Origin of the sequence: Streptococcus sp. DD13, assembly GCF_001578875.1 — a bacterium.
Taxonomy (GTDB): Bacteria; Bacillota; Bacilli; order Lactobacillales; family Streptococcaceae; genus Streptococcus.
Genome location: NZ_KQ969506.1, coordinates 103,825 through 121,546 on the forward strand (window position 1 = coordinate 103,825; position 17,722 = coordinate 121,546).

At 44.6% G+C, this 17,722-nt stretch carries 12 protein-coding genes and 1 pseudogene; 9 read left to right on the forward strand and 4 right to left on the reverse strand.

Translation table 11 applies throughout. The features are described from left to right. Window positions 1-221 precede the first annotated feature (221 nt). The 4 genes from sstT to nrdH all read right to left on the reverse strand — a co-directional run bounded on the left by sstT (window position 222) and on the right by nrdH (window position 5,179). Window positions 222-1,433: a serine/threonine transporter SstT gene (sstT, locus tag STRDD13_RS00515; RefSeq protein ID WP_067100451.1), complete on the reverse strand. Its 1,212-nt coding sequence runs from the start codon at window positions 1,431-1,433 to the stop codon at window positions 222-224. A 168-nt stretch (window positions 1,434-1,601) separates the two neighbouring features. Next, window positions 1,602-2,561 (reverse strand): class 1b ribonucleoside-diphosphate reductase subunit beta, encoded by a 960-nt coding sequence (nrdF, locus tag STRDD13_RS00520; protein WP_067100453.1) that lies wholly within the window; start codon window positions 2,559-2,561, stop codon window positions 1,602-1,604. 190 nt (window positions 2,562-2,751) lie between these two features. Further along, window positions 2,752-4,911, reverse strand: a complete 2,160-nt coding sequence (gene nrdE / locus STRDD13_RS00525; RefSeq protein ID WP_067100456.1) for a class 1b ribonucleoside-diphosphate reductase subunit alpha — start codon at window positions 4,909-4,911, stop codon at window positions 2,752-2,754. A gap of 49 nt (window positions 4,912-4,960) precedes the next feature. Next, a complete protein-coding gene (gene nrdH, locus STRDD13_RS00530; protein WP_067100459.1) occupies window positions 4,961-5,179 on the reverse strand; it encodes a glutaredoxin-like protein NrdH in 219 nt (72 codons plus the stop codon). 376 nt (window positions 5,180-5,555) lie between these two features. Between nrdH and STRDD13_RS00535 the strand changes: the two genes are divergently transcribed. The 9 genes and pseudogenes from STRDD13_RS00535 to ftsY all read left to right on the forward strand — a co-directional run. Continuing rightward, a complete protein-coding gene (locus STRDD13_RS00535; protein WP_067100461.1) occupies window positions 5,556-5,819 on the forward strand; it encodes a phosphocarrier protein HPr in 264 nt (87 codons plus the stop codon). 4 nt (window positions 5,820-5,823) lie between these two features. Further along, the gene (gene ptsP / locus STRDD13_RS00540; RefSeq protein ID WP_067100464.1) at window positions 5,824-7,548 is read left to right on the forward strand and encodes a phosphoenolpyruvate--protein phosphotransferase; all 1,725 of its coding nucleotides are present in this window, start codon (window positions 5,824-5,826) and stop codon (window positions 7,546-7,548) included. Between the two features lie 200 nt (window positions 7,549-7,748). Further along, window positions 7,749-9,002 (forward strand): MFS transporter, encoded by a 1,254-nt coding sequence (locus STRDD13_RS00545; RefSeq protein WP_067100467.1) that lies wholly within the window; start codon window positions 7,749-7,751, stop codon window positions 9,000-9,002. A gap of 72 nt (window positions 9,003-9,074) precedes the next feature. Then, the gene (locus STRDD13_RS00550; protein ID WP_067100470.1) at window positions 9,075-10,118 is read left to right on the forward strand and encodes a winged helix-turn-helix transcriptional regulator; all 1,044 of its coding nucleotides are present in this window, start codon (window positions 9,075-9,077) and stop codon (window positions 10,116-10,118) included. Window positions 10,119-10,218: 100 nt separating this feature from the next. Further along, window positions 10,219-10,926 (forward strand): ribonuclease III, encoded by a 708-nt coding sequence (gene rnc, locus STRDD13_RS00555; RefSeq protein WP_067100472.1) that lies wholly within the window; start codon window positions 10,219-10,221, stop codon window positions 10,924-10,926. Further along, on the forward strand, window positions 10,907-14,443 hold the full coding sequence (smc, locus tag STRDD13_RS00560) for a chromosome segregation protein SMC (RefSeq protein ID WP_067100476.1): 3,537 nt from the start codon (window positions 10,907-10,909) through the stop codon (window positions 14,441-14,443). Before rnc ends, smc begins: the two co-directional genes overlap by 20 nt. Continuing rightward, entirely contained in the window at window positions 14,440-15,246 is an 807-nt protein-coding gene (locus STRDD13_RS00565) for a Cof-type HAD-IIB family hydrolase (protein ID WP_067100479.1), read from the forward strand. Before smc ends, STRDD13_RS00565 begins: the two co-directional genes overlap by 4 nt. Before the next feature lie 14 nt (window positions 15,247-15,260). After that, window positions 15,261-16,088, forward strand: coding sequence for a Cof-type HAD-IIB family hydrolase (locus tag STRDD13_RS00570; protein WP_067100482.1), 828 nt, complete (start codon window positions 15,261-15,263; stop codon window positions 16,086-16,088). Window positions 16,089-16,719: 631 nt separating this feature from the next. Next, window positions 16,720-17,649 (forward strand): annotated as a pseudogene (gene ftsY / locus STRDD13_RS08920) (signal recognition particle-docking protein FtsY); the annotation flags it as partial. Between the last annotated feature and the right edge of the window lie 73 nt (window positions 17,650-17,722).

Below are 17,722 nucleotides of genomic sequence, written 5' to 3' on the forward strand. Positions count from 1 at the left end.
AAAAGTCCTAGCCTCTTAATTGTTTTTGGCTTGTCGCGCAAGACGCAGTGGTTGAGTGGGCTCTACTAGGCTGATTTCATCCGCTTTTACAGCCCTACTCAACTGTGCGGAGCTGGGACGACGAAATCGAATTCTAACGAATGACCGATTTCTGTCCCACTCTTCTTTCGATTGATTGTCAGCAGTGTGATGGATCCAAGAAGCGATCGGGGTGAAGACGATTAAGATGATTTCTTCCAGGCATTCCATTCTGCTACAGCTGTAAAGAGGACATCGGTAGAGGAGTTGAGTGCTGTTTCACAAGAGTCTTGGATCACTCCAACGATAAAGCCTGCTCCAACAACCTGCATGGCCACGTCATTTGAAATTCCAAAGAGACTACAAGCAACTGGGATGAGAAGCAGAGAACCTCCTGCAACACCTGAAGCACCACAAGCTGAAATAGAAGCGACGATTGAAAGAAGCAGTGCCGTTCCAAAGTCTACGCTGATACCTAGCGTATTGACCGCTGCTAACGTCAATACAGAAATCGTAATGGCCGCACCTGCCATATTGATCGTTGACCCAAGTGGAATCGAGACAGAATAGGTGTTCTCGTCCAGTCCTAAATCCTTACAGAGCTTGAGGTTTACTGGAATATTTGCTGCAGATGATCGGGTGAAAAATGCTGTCACCCCGCTTTCCTTTAGACATCGGAAAACAAGAGGATAGGGATTCTGTTTCATTACCACAAAAGCAATGAGGGGATTGATGATTAGGGCAACGATGGCCATCGCTCCGACTAAGACAAGGATGAGGATCCCGTACTGTGACAAGACGCTAACGCCGTTCTCAGCTAAGGTTTTGTACATGAGTCCCAAAATACCTAGCGGGGCTAAGTCGATAATCCAATGAACGACTTGCGACGTGACCTCTGCCATGGTTCGTAACAATTCTTTTGTCGTATCACCAGTGGCTCGAAGGGCAAATCCGAAAACCACGGCCCAAGCCAGAATCCCAATATAGTTGGACTGGGCAAGGGCATTGACAGGGTTGTCCACGATGTTCAATAAGAGGGATTGAAAGACAGCTCCTACCCCATCTGGACTGGAAGTTGTACTGGATGCGGTTTGGGATAGTTGCACCGTAATTGGAAAGAGGAAGTTCAGGACTACAGCTGTAAGGGCTGCAGCAAAGGTCCCGACCATATAAAGGCTAATAACTGCCTTCATGTTAGTCCGTTGACCTTCTTTTGTTTGGGCGAGGGCATTAGCGACCAAGGCAAACACCAAAATAGGAGCAATGGCTTTTAGGCCACCGACAAACATGTCTCCCAGCAATCCGATCGCAGAAGCCTTGGGTAGGAGCAGACCCAAAAGGGCTCCCAACAATACACCTAAGGCAATTCGTTTTAATAGGCTGGTCTGATTCCAAGCTTTAAAAATCCGTTTCATAGAAGTCCTCCGAAAATAGAATATACCTATCATATGTTATTTTATGCAGAATGTCAATCTTTGTTTTTGATTTGTGACCTTCCACAGGTGGGGAGAGTGAATAGATAATTGAAAAAGAAAAAAGAGGCTAGGACTTTTGTCCCAGCCTCATATTTGATTGTCATCATCTTATAAGCCATAGAGGTAATCGTCATCCTGCATCGCTTCGACCTCTCCGAGTAGATAACCATTCCCCACTTGAGAGAAGAAGTCATGGTTGGAAGTACCTGTGGAGATTCCGTTCATGACGATTGGGTTGACATCGTCTGCTGAGTCAGGAAAGAGTGGATCTTGTCCTAAGTTCATCAGGGCTTTGTTGGCATTGTATCGAAGGAAGGTTTTTACCTCCTCCGTCCAGCCGACACCGTCGTAGAGAGTTTCTGTATATTTTTCCTCATTTTCATACAATTGATAGAGAAGATCATACATCCAATCCCGCAGTTGTTCTTGTTGATCTTCCGGCAACTCATTAAATCCAATCTGGAACTTATAGCCAATATAGGTTCCGTGCACGGATTCATCTCGGATGATGAGCTTGATGATTTCCGCTACGTTTGCTAATTTGTTGTTTCCTAAGTAGTACAGTGGTGTGAAAAATCCGGAATAGAACAGGAAGGTCTCCAGGAAGACAGAAGCGACTTTTTTCTCTAGTGGCGTCCCCGTTTCATAAATTTCATTGATGATTTTAGCCTTGGTCTGAAGGTAGTCGTTGCTATTGGTCCAGTCGAAAATCTCTTCAATTTCTGACTTTGTATTCAGGGTAGAAAAGATAGAGGAGTAAGACTTGGCGTGCACAGATTCCATAAATTGGATGTTATTAAAAACAGCTTCTTCGTGCGGTGTACGCACATCAGCTCGAAGAGCTTCCACACCCGATTGAGATTGGAGTGTATCCAGCAAGGTCAATCCACCAAAGACCTTTCCAACGAGGTCTTTTTCTTCTAGGGTCAGTTTGCGCCAGTCGTCCAAATCATTGGATAGGGGAATCCGGGTATCGAGCCAAAATTGCTCGGTCAGTTTTTCCCATGTCGACTTGTCAATGATATCTTCGATGGCATTCCAGTTAATGGCTTTATAATATGTTTCCATGTAAAATTTCTTTCCTTTTTAGCAGATTCTGATAGGCCTTCTACTGTTCCTAATGGAGCCTTTCCTTTCATTTATATTAGAAGGAGAGGTGCTCTATTCTATCCTATTTTGCTGGTGTTTTACAAAGTAGGAGGGAGAAGTGCAAGCAAAGGCTTCGGCTTAGCTACGAGTGACAGGAGGAGTCAAGCCACTAAATCACACAGCTCTCGCATTGGTTGGCTCCGACTTCATCTCCGTCATCTGTAAAGGTACGAACGTAGTAGATCGACTTGATTCCCTTGTTGAAGGCGTAGTTACGCAGGATCGACAGGTCACGAGTGGTTTGTTTGTTTTCTTTTTTCCATTCGTAGAGACCCGTCGGGATATCGCTCCGCATAAAGAGGGTTAGAGACAGACCTTGGTCCACGTGCTCTGTGGCAGCGGCGTACACATCGATGACCTTTCGCATGTCCATGTCGTAGGCAGACGTGTAGTAAGGGATTGTTTCAGTGGAGAGTCCTGCAGCGGGGTAGTAAATTTTTCCGATTTTCTTTTCCTGACGCTCTTCGATCCGTTGGGTGATCGGGTGGATGGAAGCAGACACATCGTTGATGTAACTGATAGACCCATTAGGTGCTACTGCCAGGCGGTTTTGATGGTAGAGACCATCTTTCTTGATGTTTTCACGTAAGACCTTCCAATCCTCAGCAGTCGGGATAAAGACATCTGCAAAGAGTTCTTTGACACGATCAGATTGTGGGACAAACGCTCCAGTGATGTATTTGTCGAAGTAGCTTCCATTGGCATAGTCTGACTTGTCAAAGTTGTGGAAGACTTGGCCACGTTCTCGTGCGATGTTGTTAGACTCGACCAAGGTCCAGTAGTTCATCAGCATGAAGTAAATGCTGGTAAACTCAACCGACTCAGCCGATCCGTATTCAATCAGTTGTTGAGCTAGGTAGCTGTGAAGGCCCATGGCACCGAGTCCGAAGGTATGTGCTAGACTATTTCCATGATCAATCGTCGGAACAGCCGTGATGTGGGAGTTGTCGGTGACAAAGGTCAAGGCCCGCACCATGGCACGAATGGAACGACCAAAATCAGGTGAGGTCATCATATTCACGACATTGGTGGATCCAAGGTTACAAGATACATCGGTTCCCATTTGCAAGAAATCTTGGGCATCGTTAATGAGGCTAGGTTCTTGAACTTGAAGGATCTCCGAACAGAGGTTACTCATGATGATTTTTCCATCAACCGGATTGGAACGGTTGGCGGTATCGATATTGACGACATACGGGTAACCAGATTCTTGTTGCAATTTAGAAATTTCAGTTTCCAAATCACGGGCTTTGAGTTTGGTCTTTCTGATGTTTGGATTGGCAACCAGCTCATCGTATTTTTCTGTAATGTCGATATAGTTAAATGGGACACCGTACTCTAACTCGACTGAATAAGGACTAAAGAGATACATGTCCTCGTTTTTCCGGGCCAATTCATAGAACTTGTCTGGGATAATAACACCGAGAGAAAGAGTTTTTACGCGAACCTTTTCATCGGCATTTTCTTTTTTGGTTGAAAGAAAAGCGATGATGTCGGGGTGAAAGACGTTGAGGTAAACAACTCCTGCACCTTGACGCTGTCCCAATTGGTTAGAGTAAGAAAAGCTATCTTCAAAGAGTTTCATAACGGGTACGACTCCTGAAGCAGCTCCTTCATAGCCTTTGATAGGAGCGCCTGCTTCACGTAAGTTGCTGAGAGAAATTCCCACACCCCCTCCGATACGTGAAAGTTGAAGGGCAGAGTTGATGGACCGTCCGATGGCGTTCATATCATCGGTTACTTGGATCAAGAAGCAAGATACCAACTCTCCTCGGCGAGCCCGACCAGCATTTAGGAAAGAAGGAGTAGCGGGCTGGTAGCGTTGATGGATGATTTCATTCGCGATCTCAGTGGCGATTTCTTCATTTCCGTCCGCAAAGTAAAGGGCGTTAAAAAGAACGCGGTCTTCCATGCTTTCTAAGTAATATTCCCCATCATTGGTCTTGAGGGCATATTGGTTGTAAAACTTATAGGCTGCCATGAAGGATTTAAATTGGAAATCCTGGTCTGCAATAAATTGAGCCAACTGCTCGATAAAAGCTGGACGATACTTGCTGATAAACTCTTTTTCGAGGTAGTTTTCTTCGATTAGATAAGCAATTTTTTCCGTGATGTTTTTGAAAGCTTTCGTATTTGGAAGGACATTTTCCTTAAAGAAGGCATCCAAGGCTTCCTTATCCTTATGAAGCATGATTTGTCCATTTACAGGACGGTTAATTTCATTATTCAGACGGAAATAAGAGACGTCCGTCAAATTTTTCAAACTCATAATCTTCTCTTTCTATGCTGTTCGATGTCGGTTCAACGAGGGGGATTTTTTAGAGGAGTTCTTTTAATTTTGCTGGTTGAAAACCAGAAAAACTTCCTGTTTCGGTCTCCACTACTGGAGCAGCAGCAAATCCCAGGTCTTTGACATGAGCGATAAATTCTGGTTGTTCATCAAGGTTGATTTCTTGATAAGCTACTTGGTGTTGATCGAGAAATCGTTTCGTCATTTTACATTGAACACAGTTGTTTTTTGAATATACGGTAACCATTTGGTTCTCCCTTAATTTTTTTTACTAGACTAGCTTACACTGAAACGGGACGGATGTCAATTATTTTCTCTAGGAAATCAGCATATTTTGTGGAGAGAAAAAGCGGATAACACAACATATAGTGTATCTGCTGTATTCGGAAATACGTTAAAAAAGCCGGTTGTACAGTGTTTTTCTCTAACATGTTCGGAATTCAGCATCAAATAATGAAGAAACTTCGCCTAGATATAGGCCTTGTTTGTCACAAGAGAAGGGGAGGATTTTGGAAATGAGAATAAAAAATTCTTGAAAACAATCATGAGAAATGATATAATTCACTTTGTAAGGGTTATCATAGATGACCTACAATTTAGATTATACAAAGGAGAATCCTATTATGGCTTCAAAACAATTCCACATCGTGGCAGAAACTGGTATCCACGCACGTCCAGCAACTTTGTTGGTTCAAACAGCTAGCAAGTTCGCTTCAGAAATCACTTTGGAATACAAAGAAAAATCTGTAAACTTGAAATCAATCATGGGCGTGATGAGCCTTGGAGTTGGTCAAGGTGCTGACGTAACCATTTCAGCTGAAGGTGCAGATGCAGATGATGCAATTGCAGCGATCTCTGAAACAATGGAAAAAGAAGGATTGGCTTAAGAATATGACAGAAATGCTAAAGGGAATTGCAGCGTCTGATGGTGTTGCTGTTGCCAAGGCATATCTATTGATTCAACCCGATTTGTCCTTTGAGACTGTAACAGTTGAAGATACAAATGCAGAAGAAGCTCGTTTGGATGCTGCTTTAGCAGCCGCCCAAGACGAGCTTTCTGTTATTCGGGAGAATGCAGTAGAGAGCCTCGGTGAAGAAGCTGCCCAAGTTTTTGATGCACATATGATGGTTCTGGCAGACCCAGAAATGGTTGGTCAGATCAAGGAAACCATCCGTGCCAAAAAAGTGAATGCAGAGTCTGGTTTGAAAGAAGTGACGGATATGTTTATCACGATCTTTGAAGGGATGGAAGACAACCCATACATGCAAGAGCGTGCTGCTGATATCCGTGATGTAACCAAGCGTGTACTTGCTAACTTGCTTGGTAAGAAACTACCAAACCCAGCTTCTATCAACGAAGAATCAATTGTGATTGCTCATGACTTGACTCCATCTGATACAGCGCAGCTGAACAAACAGTTTGTAAAAGCTTTTGTTACGAATATTGGTGGACGGACCAGTCACTCAGCAATTATGGCTCGGACACTTGAAATCGCAGCCGTTCTTGGAACCAATAACATCACTGAACTTGTGAAAGACGGTGATATCTTGGCTGTATCAGGAATTACTGGTGAAGTAGTGATCAACCCAACTGAAGAGCAAATCGCAGCCTTCAATGCAGCTGGCCAAGCTTACGCTGCACAAAAAGCTGAATGGGCGCTTCTTAAAGATGCTCAAACAGTGACAGCTGATGGAAAACACTTTGAGTTGGCGGCCAACATTGGGACACCTAAAGACGTTGAAGGTGTGAATGACAATGGGGCTGAAGCAGTTGGTCTTTATCGTACAGAGTTCTTGTATATGGATTCTCAAGACTTCCCAACGGAAGATGACCAATATGAAGCCTATAAAGCAGTTCTTGAAGGGATGAACGGTAAACCTGTTGTTGTTCGGACAATGGATATCGGTGGGGATAAAGAACTTCCTTATTTCGACCTTCCGAAAGAAATGAACCCCTTCTTGGGTTACCGGGCTTTGCGTATCTCTATTTCTGAAACGGGTAACCAAATGTTCCGTACGCAATTACGGGCTTTGCTTCGTGCATCTGTTCACGGTAAATTGCGGATCATGTTCCCAATGGTAGCTCTCTTGAGTGAGTTCCGTACTGCTAAAGGTATTCTAGAAGAAGAAAAAGCGAAATTGCTTGCTGAAGGTGTTGCCGTTGCAGACGACATCCAAGTAGGGATCATGATTGAGATTCCAGCAGCAGCTATGTTGGCTGACCAATTTGCCAAAGAAGTGGATTTCTTCTCAATTGGTACAAACGACTTGATCCAATACACTATGGCTGCTGACCGTATGAACGAACAAGTTTCCTACCTTTACCAACCATATAACCCATCAATTCTTCGTTTGATCAACAATGTGATCAAAGCGGCTCACGCTGAAGGGAAATGGGCTGGTATGTGTGGTGAAATGGCTGGTGACCAAACTGCTGTTCCCCTTCTTGTCGGAATGGGCTTGGATGAATTCTCCATGTCAGCGACATCCGTTCTTCGGACACGTAGCTTGATGAAGAAATTGGACACAGCTAAAATGGAAGAATACGCTAACCGTGCGCTGACTGAATGTTCAACAATGGAAGAAGTGCTTGAGCTTTCAAAAGAATATTTATAAAAAGATGACACTCCCTGGCCGGTCCAGGGAGTTTTTTTGTGCTTTTGAGAGCTTTTCTACTTTTTGGGGGCCAGTAAGTGGATTTTCTAGGAAGAGAGGACAAAAGTTAATATTAAGTATTTACTTATCTAAAATTAAGTGATATAATTCTTTTAGAAAGGTAAGTATCTGTTTAATTAAAATGAAACAAAGGTGACGAGATGAAACGCATTTTGACCAATAAACTTTATCTTACGACATTCATAGCAGATATGATTTCCAACTTTGGGGATAGTTTGTACTATCTAGCCTTGATGAATTACGTTCTGGTCTTGCCGGATGCACAGTTGGCTATTGCTTTGGTCACTCTGTCAGAAAGTCTGCCTCTTTTGACGCGGTTTGCGATGGGAGTTTGGGCGGATCGGACAAAAGACAAGGTCGATACAATTGTGGCGACTCAGATTTTTCGTCTTGTTTTGTACTTGATCGTCGGGTTTGTGATGGGATTTTCGCCATCCCTTTGGATTGTCCTCGTTGCAGTGGTAGTGAATGTCTTTTCAGATTTATCCGGACAGTACGAATCTTATCTCTATATCCCTCTATCGCTTCGAATTGTCTCAGATGAAGATCGGGAAGCTGCTGCAGCCTTTCGTCAGGCGAGTAGCGCCATCCTACAAATAGGCTTTCAGGCAAGTGGGGCTATTCTCATCGCTTTTATGACTTATCCACAACTGGCCTTCCTCAATGCTGGAACTTTTCTAGCTAGTGCGCTGATTATGTTTGCTATCCGGTCATCCTTAATCCGACTCCTTGAGGAACATCCACTCAAAATGGTAGAGCACAACCAGTCACAAGGTTTGGTCAAGGAATTAACGAGTTCGTTTAAGGATGCTTGTACGGCCATTCAGAAGGTTCCTGCCCTACAGGCTAGTATCGTGGCTATCATGGGGATCAATGCGGTCGGGTCCATCCTGCAATCCTTAGTTGCTGCCATGATCAAGGACTTTGGGGACTTTATCATAGGGAGTCCTGCAACGACCCTTGCGTCGGTTTCTATCGCCTTTTTTGTGGGAAATATCATCGGATCCATCCTTTGTACCAATCTTTTCAAAAAAGTCTCCCTCATAACCATGGTAACCGTCGCGCTAGGCTTTTTGGCGATCTTTTTTGTGGCGATGGTCTGGCATCATATTGCATTTTCCTTGCTCATGATTTCTGGGACGGCAGTCGTCACTGGAGGAGCGACGCCAAAATTATCAGCTATGCTGTTCCGTGAGCTTCCAGAAGAAAAATTGGCCTCTATTGGTTCAGCCATTGATAGCTTTCTGACCTTTGGGATGGTTCTTAGTCGAGTGGCTTTTTCCGCTTTGATTCTGTGGTTACCAGTACAAGAGATTTCCTTCATCTACCTCTTGCTTTGTCTTGGATTGTTGGGGTGCACTATCATCAGTCGAAGGAAAAATCAGGTGGTATAAATCCAATTTTTCAAGGAGGAAAAAGCATGTCGGAATTGCTTTTGAACGTGATTTTGTATAGAAAGGATGCCTATGTCTTATAGCTATAACTCTGTCCATTCGGAGATGGTGGAACAAACCTTGCTTTCGATTTTGGCCTGTCCCCAGGAAGAATGGACCTTAGAATTGACCCAGAAAGAACGAGGTCTTTTGGCCCGGGATTTAGACACATTTGAGGAAATACGGAAGGTTTTTCATCCGTACCAAGAAAGGTTGAAACGGCTCTATCTGATGAGATCTGGCTGGTCTATCCTAACGACCTTTTATCTCTACTTGCTCAATCGTGGAGAAGATCCTGCGTCTATGGAAGAGCTACATGATCTAGTCCTTGAGATGACAGAAGAAGAGCTCCATGTCTGTCTTCATCTTTTTTTAGCAGAGGAGGACTATGAGAAGGCCAAGGATCAGGATTACTGGGATATGTTACAAGGTCTTGATTTGAAAGCAGAAGAAAAATGGCACATTCTCACGTTTAGTCACCAGATTGTCGAAAGTGTCCAGGACTTGGTCGCTCTTTCTAGGGCGCTGGTTCCCCTCTATCAGCCCTACTTGGAAGAGTCAAGAAGGGAGCGAGAATCTTTTGCTCAAACGCTAGAGATGGAAACGATACTAGCCCAGGCTCCCTTTTTAAAGGACCTAGAAACCAATCTCCATGATCAGTCCTTCGAGATGTTCGTCATTAGTCCTTGGATGACTCATTTTGTCTTTTTTATGATGACGGAAAAGGTTTTTCCACTTCTCCATCATTTTGTTATCTTGTCTTCTAAGGTGGATCAAATTCTACACAGCCATAATGACTTGGATGAAGAAAATTTTGTGGCGATCTTAAAAACGTTGAGTGACCTGACTCGCTACAAGGTTTTAGTAGCCTTGACCCAACCACATGCTAAGGTCAAAGATATCGCTGAAGATCTGGGGATCACAAGCGCAGCTGTTTCTTTTCATCGGCAAAAACTTCAAAATGCGATGCTTTTAGTCTACAATCTCAAGGAAAAGAACACGAAATACGATGTGAATCAACTGCTTCTTCAGGATCTGGTCCTAAAGATTAAAGAAGATTTTAGCTTGGAAGATTGAGCTCAAAACCTCTCAAACGGGAGGTTTTTTAGCTTGTTTTGACAGAGTAAAGATAGGATAAATATGGTATAATGAAGGGACAGACTGAAAAGGAGACCTCATGAATACATTAGTTGCCACTTTAAAACAAGACTATGGTATTGCCTTTCGCGATGAAGAATTGCTAAAAACGGCCTTTACGCATACTTCCTATGCCAATGAGCACCGCCTTCTAAAAATTTCACACAATGAACGTTTGGAATTCTTAGGAGACGCTGTTCTACAACTCATGATTTCAAAGTACTTATTTAAGAAATACCCGAATTCCCCGGAAGGAGAGATGTCCAAGCTACGCTCGACCTTTGTTCGGGAGGAGAGTTTAGCTAGCTTTTCTAGGAAATGTGGCTTCGATACCTATTTGAAATTAGGAAAAGGGGAAGAAAAATCGGGTGGTCGGAATCGGGATACCATTCTGGGAGATCTTTTTGAAGCGTTTCTGGGAGCTTTATTGCTGGATCAGGGAGAAGCGGTGGTGGAACGTTTCCTCAATCAAGTGATGATTCCACAGTTAGAGCAAGGAAATTTTGAACGGGTCACAGATTATAAGACCTATTTGCAGGAGTTGCTACAGGTCAATGGTGTCGTCCGAATCGAATACCAGGTAGTAGAAGAAGCGGGACCTGCCCATGATAAGACATTTACCGTAGTGGTGAGTGTGGATAACCGGACGATTGGGAAAGGGAGCGGTCGGTCCAAAAAGATAGCGGAGCAAAGTGCCGCTAAGAATGCTGTGGAGTCAATGAAGGAATATGTATCTAAAATCGATTGAAATGCAGGGCTTTAAGTCCTTTGCGGATAAGACAAAAGTGGTCTTTGATCGCGGAGTTACGGCGGTTGTTGGCCCGAACGGATCAGGGAAATCCAATATCACAGAGAGCTTGCGGTGGGCTTTGGGAGAATCTTCGGCCAAAAGTCTGCGTGGGGGCAAGATGCCGGATGTCATTTTTGCTGGAACGGAGAGTCGTCGGGCCTTGAATTATGCCTCTGTGATTGTGACGCTAGACAATCACAACCACTTTATTCCAGACAAGGGAGAGGAAATCCGCGTCGAACGCCATATTTACCGTTCAGGAGACAGTGAATACAAAATTGATGGGCAAAAGGTCCGCTTGCGAGATATTCATGATTTGTTTATGGACACTGGATTGGGGCGGGATTCCTTTTCAATCATTTCCCAAGGCCGTGTAGAGGAAATTTTTAATTCCAAGCCGGAAGAGCGTCGCGCCATTTTCGAAGAAGCAGCGGGAGTCCTCAAGTATAAAACTCGGAAGAAAGAAACGGAAACCAAGCTCTCTCAAACCCAGGATAATTTGGATCGTCTGGAAGACATCGTATATGAGCTAGAGCGCCAAGTCACTCCATTAGAAAAGCAAGCACAGACGGCGAAGCAGTTTTTAGCCCTTGAAGAAGAAAGGAAAAGCTTGCACCTCAATGTGTTGGTAGCTCAGATTCAACAAGGAAGAGAAGAGCTAGAAAAGGAGCAGGCCCAGCTTCACCACGTAAAGGATGATCTGAAGGCTTATTATCGCCAAAGAGAGCAGTTGGAGCAAGATTACCAACAGCAGAAAAGTCGACGCCAGTCCATTGCCCAGCAATTGACAGAAAAGCAGGACAGCCTAGTCGATATCACGAAATTCATCAGTGATGTTGAAGGAAAAATTCAACTCCGGAAGTTGGAGTCCACTCAGAACCAGTCGAGTAAGGAAAGTGCCCAAGACCGTCTGGGGCTAGTGGAGCAACGCCTAAGTGAATTAAAGGAACAGATGAGCACTCTTTCAACTGGTCTAGAAGAAAAGCAAGTGGTTCTGGATCAGTTGAGGCAGACAAAGGAGCAAGTGCGCTCGGATATTGCGGACTTTTCAGAAGATCCGGATACGGTGATTGAGCGCTTACGAGATGCTTATGTTCGCTTAATGGAGCAAGAAGCGGAACAAACCAATCATATGACGCGATTGAGTCAGGAGCTTTCCCAACAAGAAGCACTAGCCGTTCATCGGTCGCAAAAGCTCCAAGAATTGCAAGAAGAAGTAGCAGCCAGTGCCACGCAGGTAGAAGAAAGCCAAGCTGAATACCAACAAGTTGAACAGGCCTTAAAAGCGCTCTTACAGCAGTACAAGCAGCAAGAAAATGAGTTACTCCAAGCCAAACAGCAGTATCAAGAGCAGCAGGAAGCGGTTTTTGACTTGCTAGACCAACTAAAGAGTAAACGAGCTCGCCAGTCTAGTCTCGAAGCCATTCAAAAAAGCCACTCCAACTTTTACGCGGGTGTAAAGGCTGTCTTGCAAGAGGGAGCACGGATCGGTGGAGTGATTGGGGCTGTTAGCGAGCATGTGACCTTTGAAACAGATTATCAAACCGCTATCGAGATTGCCTTAGGTGGGGCGAGTCAACATATTATTGTCGAAGACGAGCAGGCTGCTCGCCAAGCGATCTCTTATTTGAAACAAGGGAAAAAGGGGCGCGCGACTTTTCTTCCTTTGACCACGGTCAAGCCTCGCTCTGTCTCTTCACAGATTCTCCATACATTCCAAAGTAGTCCAGGTTTTATTGGGATTGCGAGCGAGTTGGTGAGCTATGACGGACGGTTAGCGAATATTTTTGAAAACCTGTTGGGTGGCGTCGTTGTGTTTGCGACATTAGAAGAGGCTACGCAAGCTGCGCGTGCGACACGTTTTCAAACGAGGATAGTGACCTTGGATGGCTCAGAGATTCGCCCGGGTGGTTCTTTTGCTGGAGGAAGCAATCGAAACAGCAACACTCTGTTCATTAAGCCTGAGTTGGCGACCTTAGAGCAGGAAGTGAAGCAGTTGAACGATCTACTCCGCGTTCAGGAAGAAGCCTTATCGCTCCACCAGACCAAGATCGATCAATTACAAGAAAGCTTAGGAAGCTTGCAGACTCAAGGGGAAGATGCTCGTTTAAGAGAACAACGGACCCGATTGGAGAAGGAGCAAATCGAAGAACGACATCAAGAACTGAATCGATTACTTGAAGCTACTCGTACAGAAGCCTCTCATGCGGAAGTAGCTCATCTGAAAGAAGAATTAGAGAGATACCAAGAAACTCTCAATAGTCTTCAGGAAGAAAAAGACGGCCTGGAACAGCAAATAGAGGAACTAAGGGGGAATCGTGAATTTCTGCAAACAAGGTTGCGGGACTTACAAACTCAGCTATCCTCCTTACAGGTTCAAGAAAGTGAAGCGAAGTCACAAATTCGCTTTGACCAGACCAACCTAGAGACTTGTCAAGCCCAATACCGTGACTTGTCGGAGGAAAAGGAAGGTCTAAAGATCTTAATCGCTCAAAAAGAACTGGCAATGGACGACCGCAGCATTGAATCTTTGACTGTGCAACAGGCCCAAGCTCAAGAGCGAAAAGAAGAGGTTCATCAAGCTTTGATTCGTCTACGGTTTGAGTCCGAAGATATTGAAGGACAGATAGAGGATATCGAGGGGCACTTAGAGCAGGCACGTCTCAAAAATGAAGAGTTGATTCGAAGCCAGACGAAGCTAGAGGCTCTTGTAGAACAGATCAGCAACCAACTTCGTAAACTTTTGTTGGATTTGACGGAACAATACAAGCTCAGTTTTGAAGCGGCCCAACAAGAAGCAACGAGTGTAGAGGACTTGCAGCAGGCGGAAAGCCAACTGAAAACCATTGAAGGTTCGATTCGGGCGTTGGGTCCTGTCAATCTGGATGCGATTGAACAGTACGAAGAAGTTCATCAGCGCTTGAACTTTTTGACCAGTCAAAGAGAAGATGTCTTGCGCGCGCGCGATATGCTATTAGAGACCATCCATGAAATGGATGATGAGGTCAAGGAACGCTTCCAGCTCACCTTTACGGCTATTCGAGAAAGTTTTCAAAATACCTTTAAACAGATGTTTGGTGGAGGGTCTGCGGACTTGATATTGACCTCTTCTGATTTGTTGACGACAGGGGTCGAGATTTCGGTGCAACCACCAGGAAAAAAGATTCAGTCCTTGAATCTCATGTCCGGTGGAGAAAAGGCCCTTTCTGCCTTGGCGCTTCTTTTTTCCATCATTCGGGTGAAAACCATTCCGTTTGTCATTTTGGATGAGGTAGAGGCTGCGTTGGATGAGGCCAATGTCAAACGATTTGGAGATTATCTGAACCGTTTTGACCAATCTAGTCAGTTTATCGTGGTTACTCACCGCAAAGGGACCATGGCAGCAGCAGATGCGATTTATGGTGTGACCATGCAGGAATCAGGAGTCTCTAAAATTGTTTCCGTGAAGTTGAAAGACTTAGAGGATATGGAATGAAGATAACAAAAATATTTGCGTCAGATATGGATGGGACCTTCTTGCGCATGGATCATCAATTTGACCGCAAACGGTTTAAAAAAGTCATCCAATCTTTTAAAGAAAAAGGTTACTTGTTTGTGGTAGCGAGTGGTCGCCCCTTGCTCAACCTCAAGCATTTATTCGCTGAATTCTTAGACGAGATTGCGATCGTCGCAGAAAATGGCTCGGTTGTCTATTACAAGGGAGAAATCCTCTATCAGGCAGAGCCTATGAACAAGCAATTGGTATTAGACATTATTGATTCCCTTGAAAAGAGTCCGTATGCTTCTGGCTTAAGAACCATTGTTTCTGGTCTAGAAGGGGCTTTTGTGCTGGATAGCATTTCCCAGACGGATTACGACTTTATTAGCCATTTTTATCTGGAAGCAAAACGCGTCAAAAGCTACCAAGAGATCGAAGTGGATGTCATCAAGCTGGTAGCCGCTTTTGAGGCGGATCATTTGGAGTCAGCTCAAGCCTGGTTAAACGACCATTTTAAAGAGGTGAATGCCGTGACCACTGGAGGGGATTCGGTGGATATTATCCTAGATGGAGGGCATAAAGCGATTGGATTGGAAATGCTTTGTCAGCACCTTGGCTTACAGGCAAAGGATGTGATCGCTTTTGGAGACAATGAAAATGATTTAGAAATGTTGTCCTTTGCTTCGATTGCTTTTGCAACTGAAAATGCGAAGGAAAGTGTCAAAACCATGGCAAATCAAGTGCTTGGCCCCTGTGATGAGGAGCCCGTGATGGCGTATTTGGAAGAAATCTGTAAGTAAAGTAGGAATGGAATATGACAATTAAATTAATTGCATTGGATTTAGATGGAACCTTGTTGAATTCACAAAAGGAAATTTCAGAAGCCAATCAGGCTGCATTGAAAGCGGCTCGGTCAAAGGGAGTTAAGGTGGTTCTCACTACCGGGCGCCCTTTACCAGCTGTCATCCCTTATTTGGAAAAGTTAGATTTGTTGCATGCAGAGGACTACTCCTTGACCTTTAATGGAGGGTTGATTCAACAGAATGACGGCACGATCTTGGATAAGATTGGTTTTAACTATGAGGATGTCCAGCGTATTCGCAAGGTGACAGACGAGTTATCCCTGCCACTGGATGTCGTTCAAGGTGGAGATGTGTATGTTCTTCATTCCAAAACCGAATCCCTCTATGCGAGCTGCAATCCTCTATTGCATTACATTCCGACGGATTTTGACGATTTGGATAAGGGTCAGGAATTCAATAAAGCTGTCTCATCTGCGGATCCATCCTTGTTAGACCGAGCATTGAATGAAATTCCAGAGGAGTTATTTGAGCAGTATGAAATCTTTAAATCACGAGATCTCATCTTAGAGTGGAGCCCTAAAGGTGTGCATAAAGCAAATGGACTTAAAAAACTCATCGCTCATCTAGGAATTCAGCAAGAAGAAGTCATGACCTGTGGAGATGAAGATAATGATTTTTCCATGATCGAATGGGCCGGACTTGGGGTTTGTATGGCTAATGGTTCAGAGAAAGTAAAAGCAGTCGCTAAGGTCGTGACGCCTATGACCAATGATCAAGATGCGGTCGCTTGGGCTGTTAAAAAATATGTATTAGAGGAGGAAAGCGATGGGACTCTTTGATCGCCTATTTGGCCGTAGGAAAAACGAGAAATCGGAAAGTACGCAGCCGTTTGAGCAGGTAGAAGAACAAGACAGCCGGATTTTGGCTGATGTTGAAGAAGGTCTGACTCGCGAATCAGACCGATCACTAGAGGGATCGCAAGATCATTTCAAGGATCAGACGCCGTCTGTTCAGGAGGATGCTCCAGAAGAAGGTCCTGAACAAGAAGAAGGGATGGAGGAAAAAAATGGTGATAGGGATGAGGAAAGGACTCAAAGTCAGCAGGCGGTATCTTCTAGCGACGGATTTTCGGAAAGGAGGAGTGAGCATCTAGAGGAGATTGACTCTCGTGATCAAGTGAAAGAGGAAGATTCGAATCAAGAGCAAATCCTCTCCCCAATAGACCAGCAAGAAACCAGACCAAATGGCGAAGCTTCTATTGGTTCTGATGTAACCTGGCCAAGCTTGGATCCGTCTCAAGTCTCCCCACAGGACAAGGGGAAGGACGAACCTCAGGAAGAAGACGAAGAAAGTGAGCCAGCCTCACCTTCGAATCCCCTTCAGGAGAGCGCGTCCATTCAAGAGCCCTTATCTTCTTTGTCTTTCTCAAATGAAGGGGTACAAACAGAGCCTTCTGTAAGAGATGAAGTCAAAGAAAGCCAAGAGGAAAAATATGAGCGCAGCCTTTCTAAAACTCGAAAAGGTTTTGGGGCTCGTCTGAATGAATTTTTTGCTAATTTTCGAACGGTAGATGAGGCGTTTTTCGAAGAGTTGGAAGAACTCCTGATTTTATCCGATGTCGGTGTGCAGGTGGCTTCTACCCTTACAGAAGATCTCCGATATGAAGCAAAACTGCAAAATGCCAAGAAATCCACGGATTTGCAGCGTGTCATCATCGAAAAATTAGTTGAAATCTACGAAAAAGACGATGTCTACCACGAAGCCATCAATATGCAAGATGGCTTAACTGTTATGCTCTTTGTTGGGGTGAATGGCGTTGGAAAGACGACCTCGATTGGAAAGCTAGCCTACAAGTACAAGCAGGCTGGAAAGAAAGTGATGCTTGTCGCAGCCGATACCTTCCGAGCCGGAGCCGTGGCTCAGCTGGTCGAGTGGGGAAGACGAGTAGATGTCCCAGTCGTGGTGGGTCCTGAAAAATCCGATCCAGCCTCTGTCGTCTATGACGGGATGGAGAGAGCTGTGGCAGAAGGCGTGGACATTCTTTTGATTGATACAGCCGGACGCTTGCAAAATAAGGATAACCTGATGGCTGAGTTGGAAAAAATCGGTCGCATTGTGAAGCGTGTCCTTCCAGATGCCCCTCACGAGACACTCCTTGCTGTTGACGCTTCAACGGGGCAAAATGCCTTGGTTCAAGCCAAGGAATTTTCTAAGATTACTCCCTTGACCGGTCTCGTGCTCACCAAGATTGACGGAACAGCGCGTGGTGGGGTTGTCATCGCCATCCGTCAAGAGTTAGATATTCCTGTGAAATACATTGGATTTGGCGAAAAAATAGATGATATCGGAGAGTTTCATTCGGAAGACTTTATGCGTGGTCTCTTAGAAGGCTTAATCTAGCCTATTTGAGATGGATAATCACACAATAAAAAAGAAGAGGCTGGGACAAAAGTCCTAGCCTCTCCATTGTTTT

Excerpts from the sequence above, each read along its gene's own strand:
- STRDD13_RS00550 (WP_067100470.1), top strand. The coding sequence starts at position 9,075 with ATGTCTTATAGCTATAACTCTGTCCATTCGGAGATGGTGGAACAAACC.
- nrdF (WP_067100453.1), bottom strand. The coding sequence starts at position 2,561 with ATGGAAACATATTATAAAGCCATTAACTGGAATGCCATCGAAGATATC.
- STRDD13_RS00565 (WP_067100479.1), top strand. The coding sequence starts at position 14,440 with ATGAAGATAACAAAAATATTTGCGTCAGATATGGATGGGACCTTCTTG.
- nrdE (WP_067100456.1), bottom strand. The coding sequence starts at position 4,911 with ATGAGTTTGAAAAATTTGACGGACGTCTCTTATTTCCGTCTGAATAAT.
- sstT (WP_067100451.1), bottom strand. The coding sequence starts at position 1,433 with ATGAAACGGATTTTTAAAGCTTGGAATCAGACCAGCCTATTAAAACGA.
- STRDD13_RS00535 (WP_067100461.1), top strand. The coding sequence starts at position 5,556 with ATGGCTTCAAAACAATTCCACATCGTGGCAGAAACTGGTATCCACGCA.
- STRDD13_RS00570 (WP_067100482.1), top strand. The coding sequence starts at position 15,261 with ATGACAATTAAATTAATTGCATTGGATTTAGATGGAACCTTGTTGAAT.
- STRDD13_RS00545 (WP_067100467.1), top strand. The coding sequence starts at position 7,749 with ATGAAACGCATTTTGACCAATAAACTTTATCTTACGACATTCATAGCA.
- nrdH (WP_067100459.1), bottom strand. The coding sequence starts at position 5,179 with ATGGTTACCGTATATTCAAAAAACAACTGTGTTCAATGTAAAATGACG.
- ptsP (WP_067100464.1), top strand. The coding sequence starts at position 5,824 with ATGACAGAAATGCTAAAGGGAATTGCAGCGTCTGATGGTGTTGCTGTT.
- smc (WP_067100476.1), top strand. The coding sequence starts at position 10,907 with ATGTATCTAAAATCGATTGAAATGCAGGGCTTTAAGTCCTTTGCGGAT.
- rnc (WP_067100472.1), top strand. The coding sequence starts at position 10,219 with ATGAATACATTAGTTGCCACTTTAAAACAAGACTATGGTATTGCCTTT.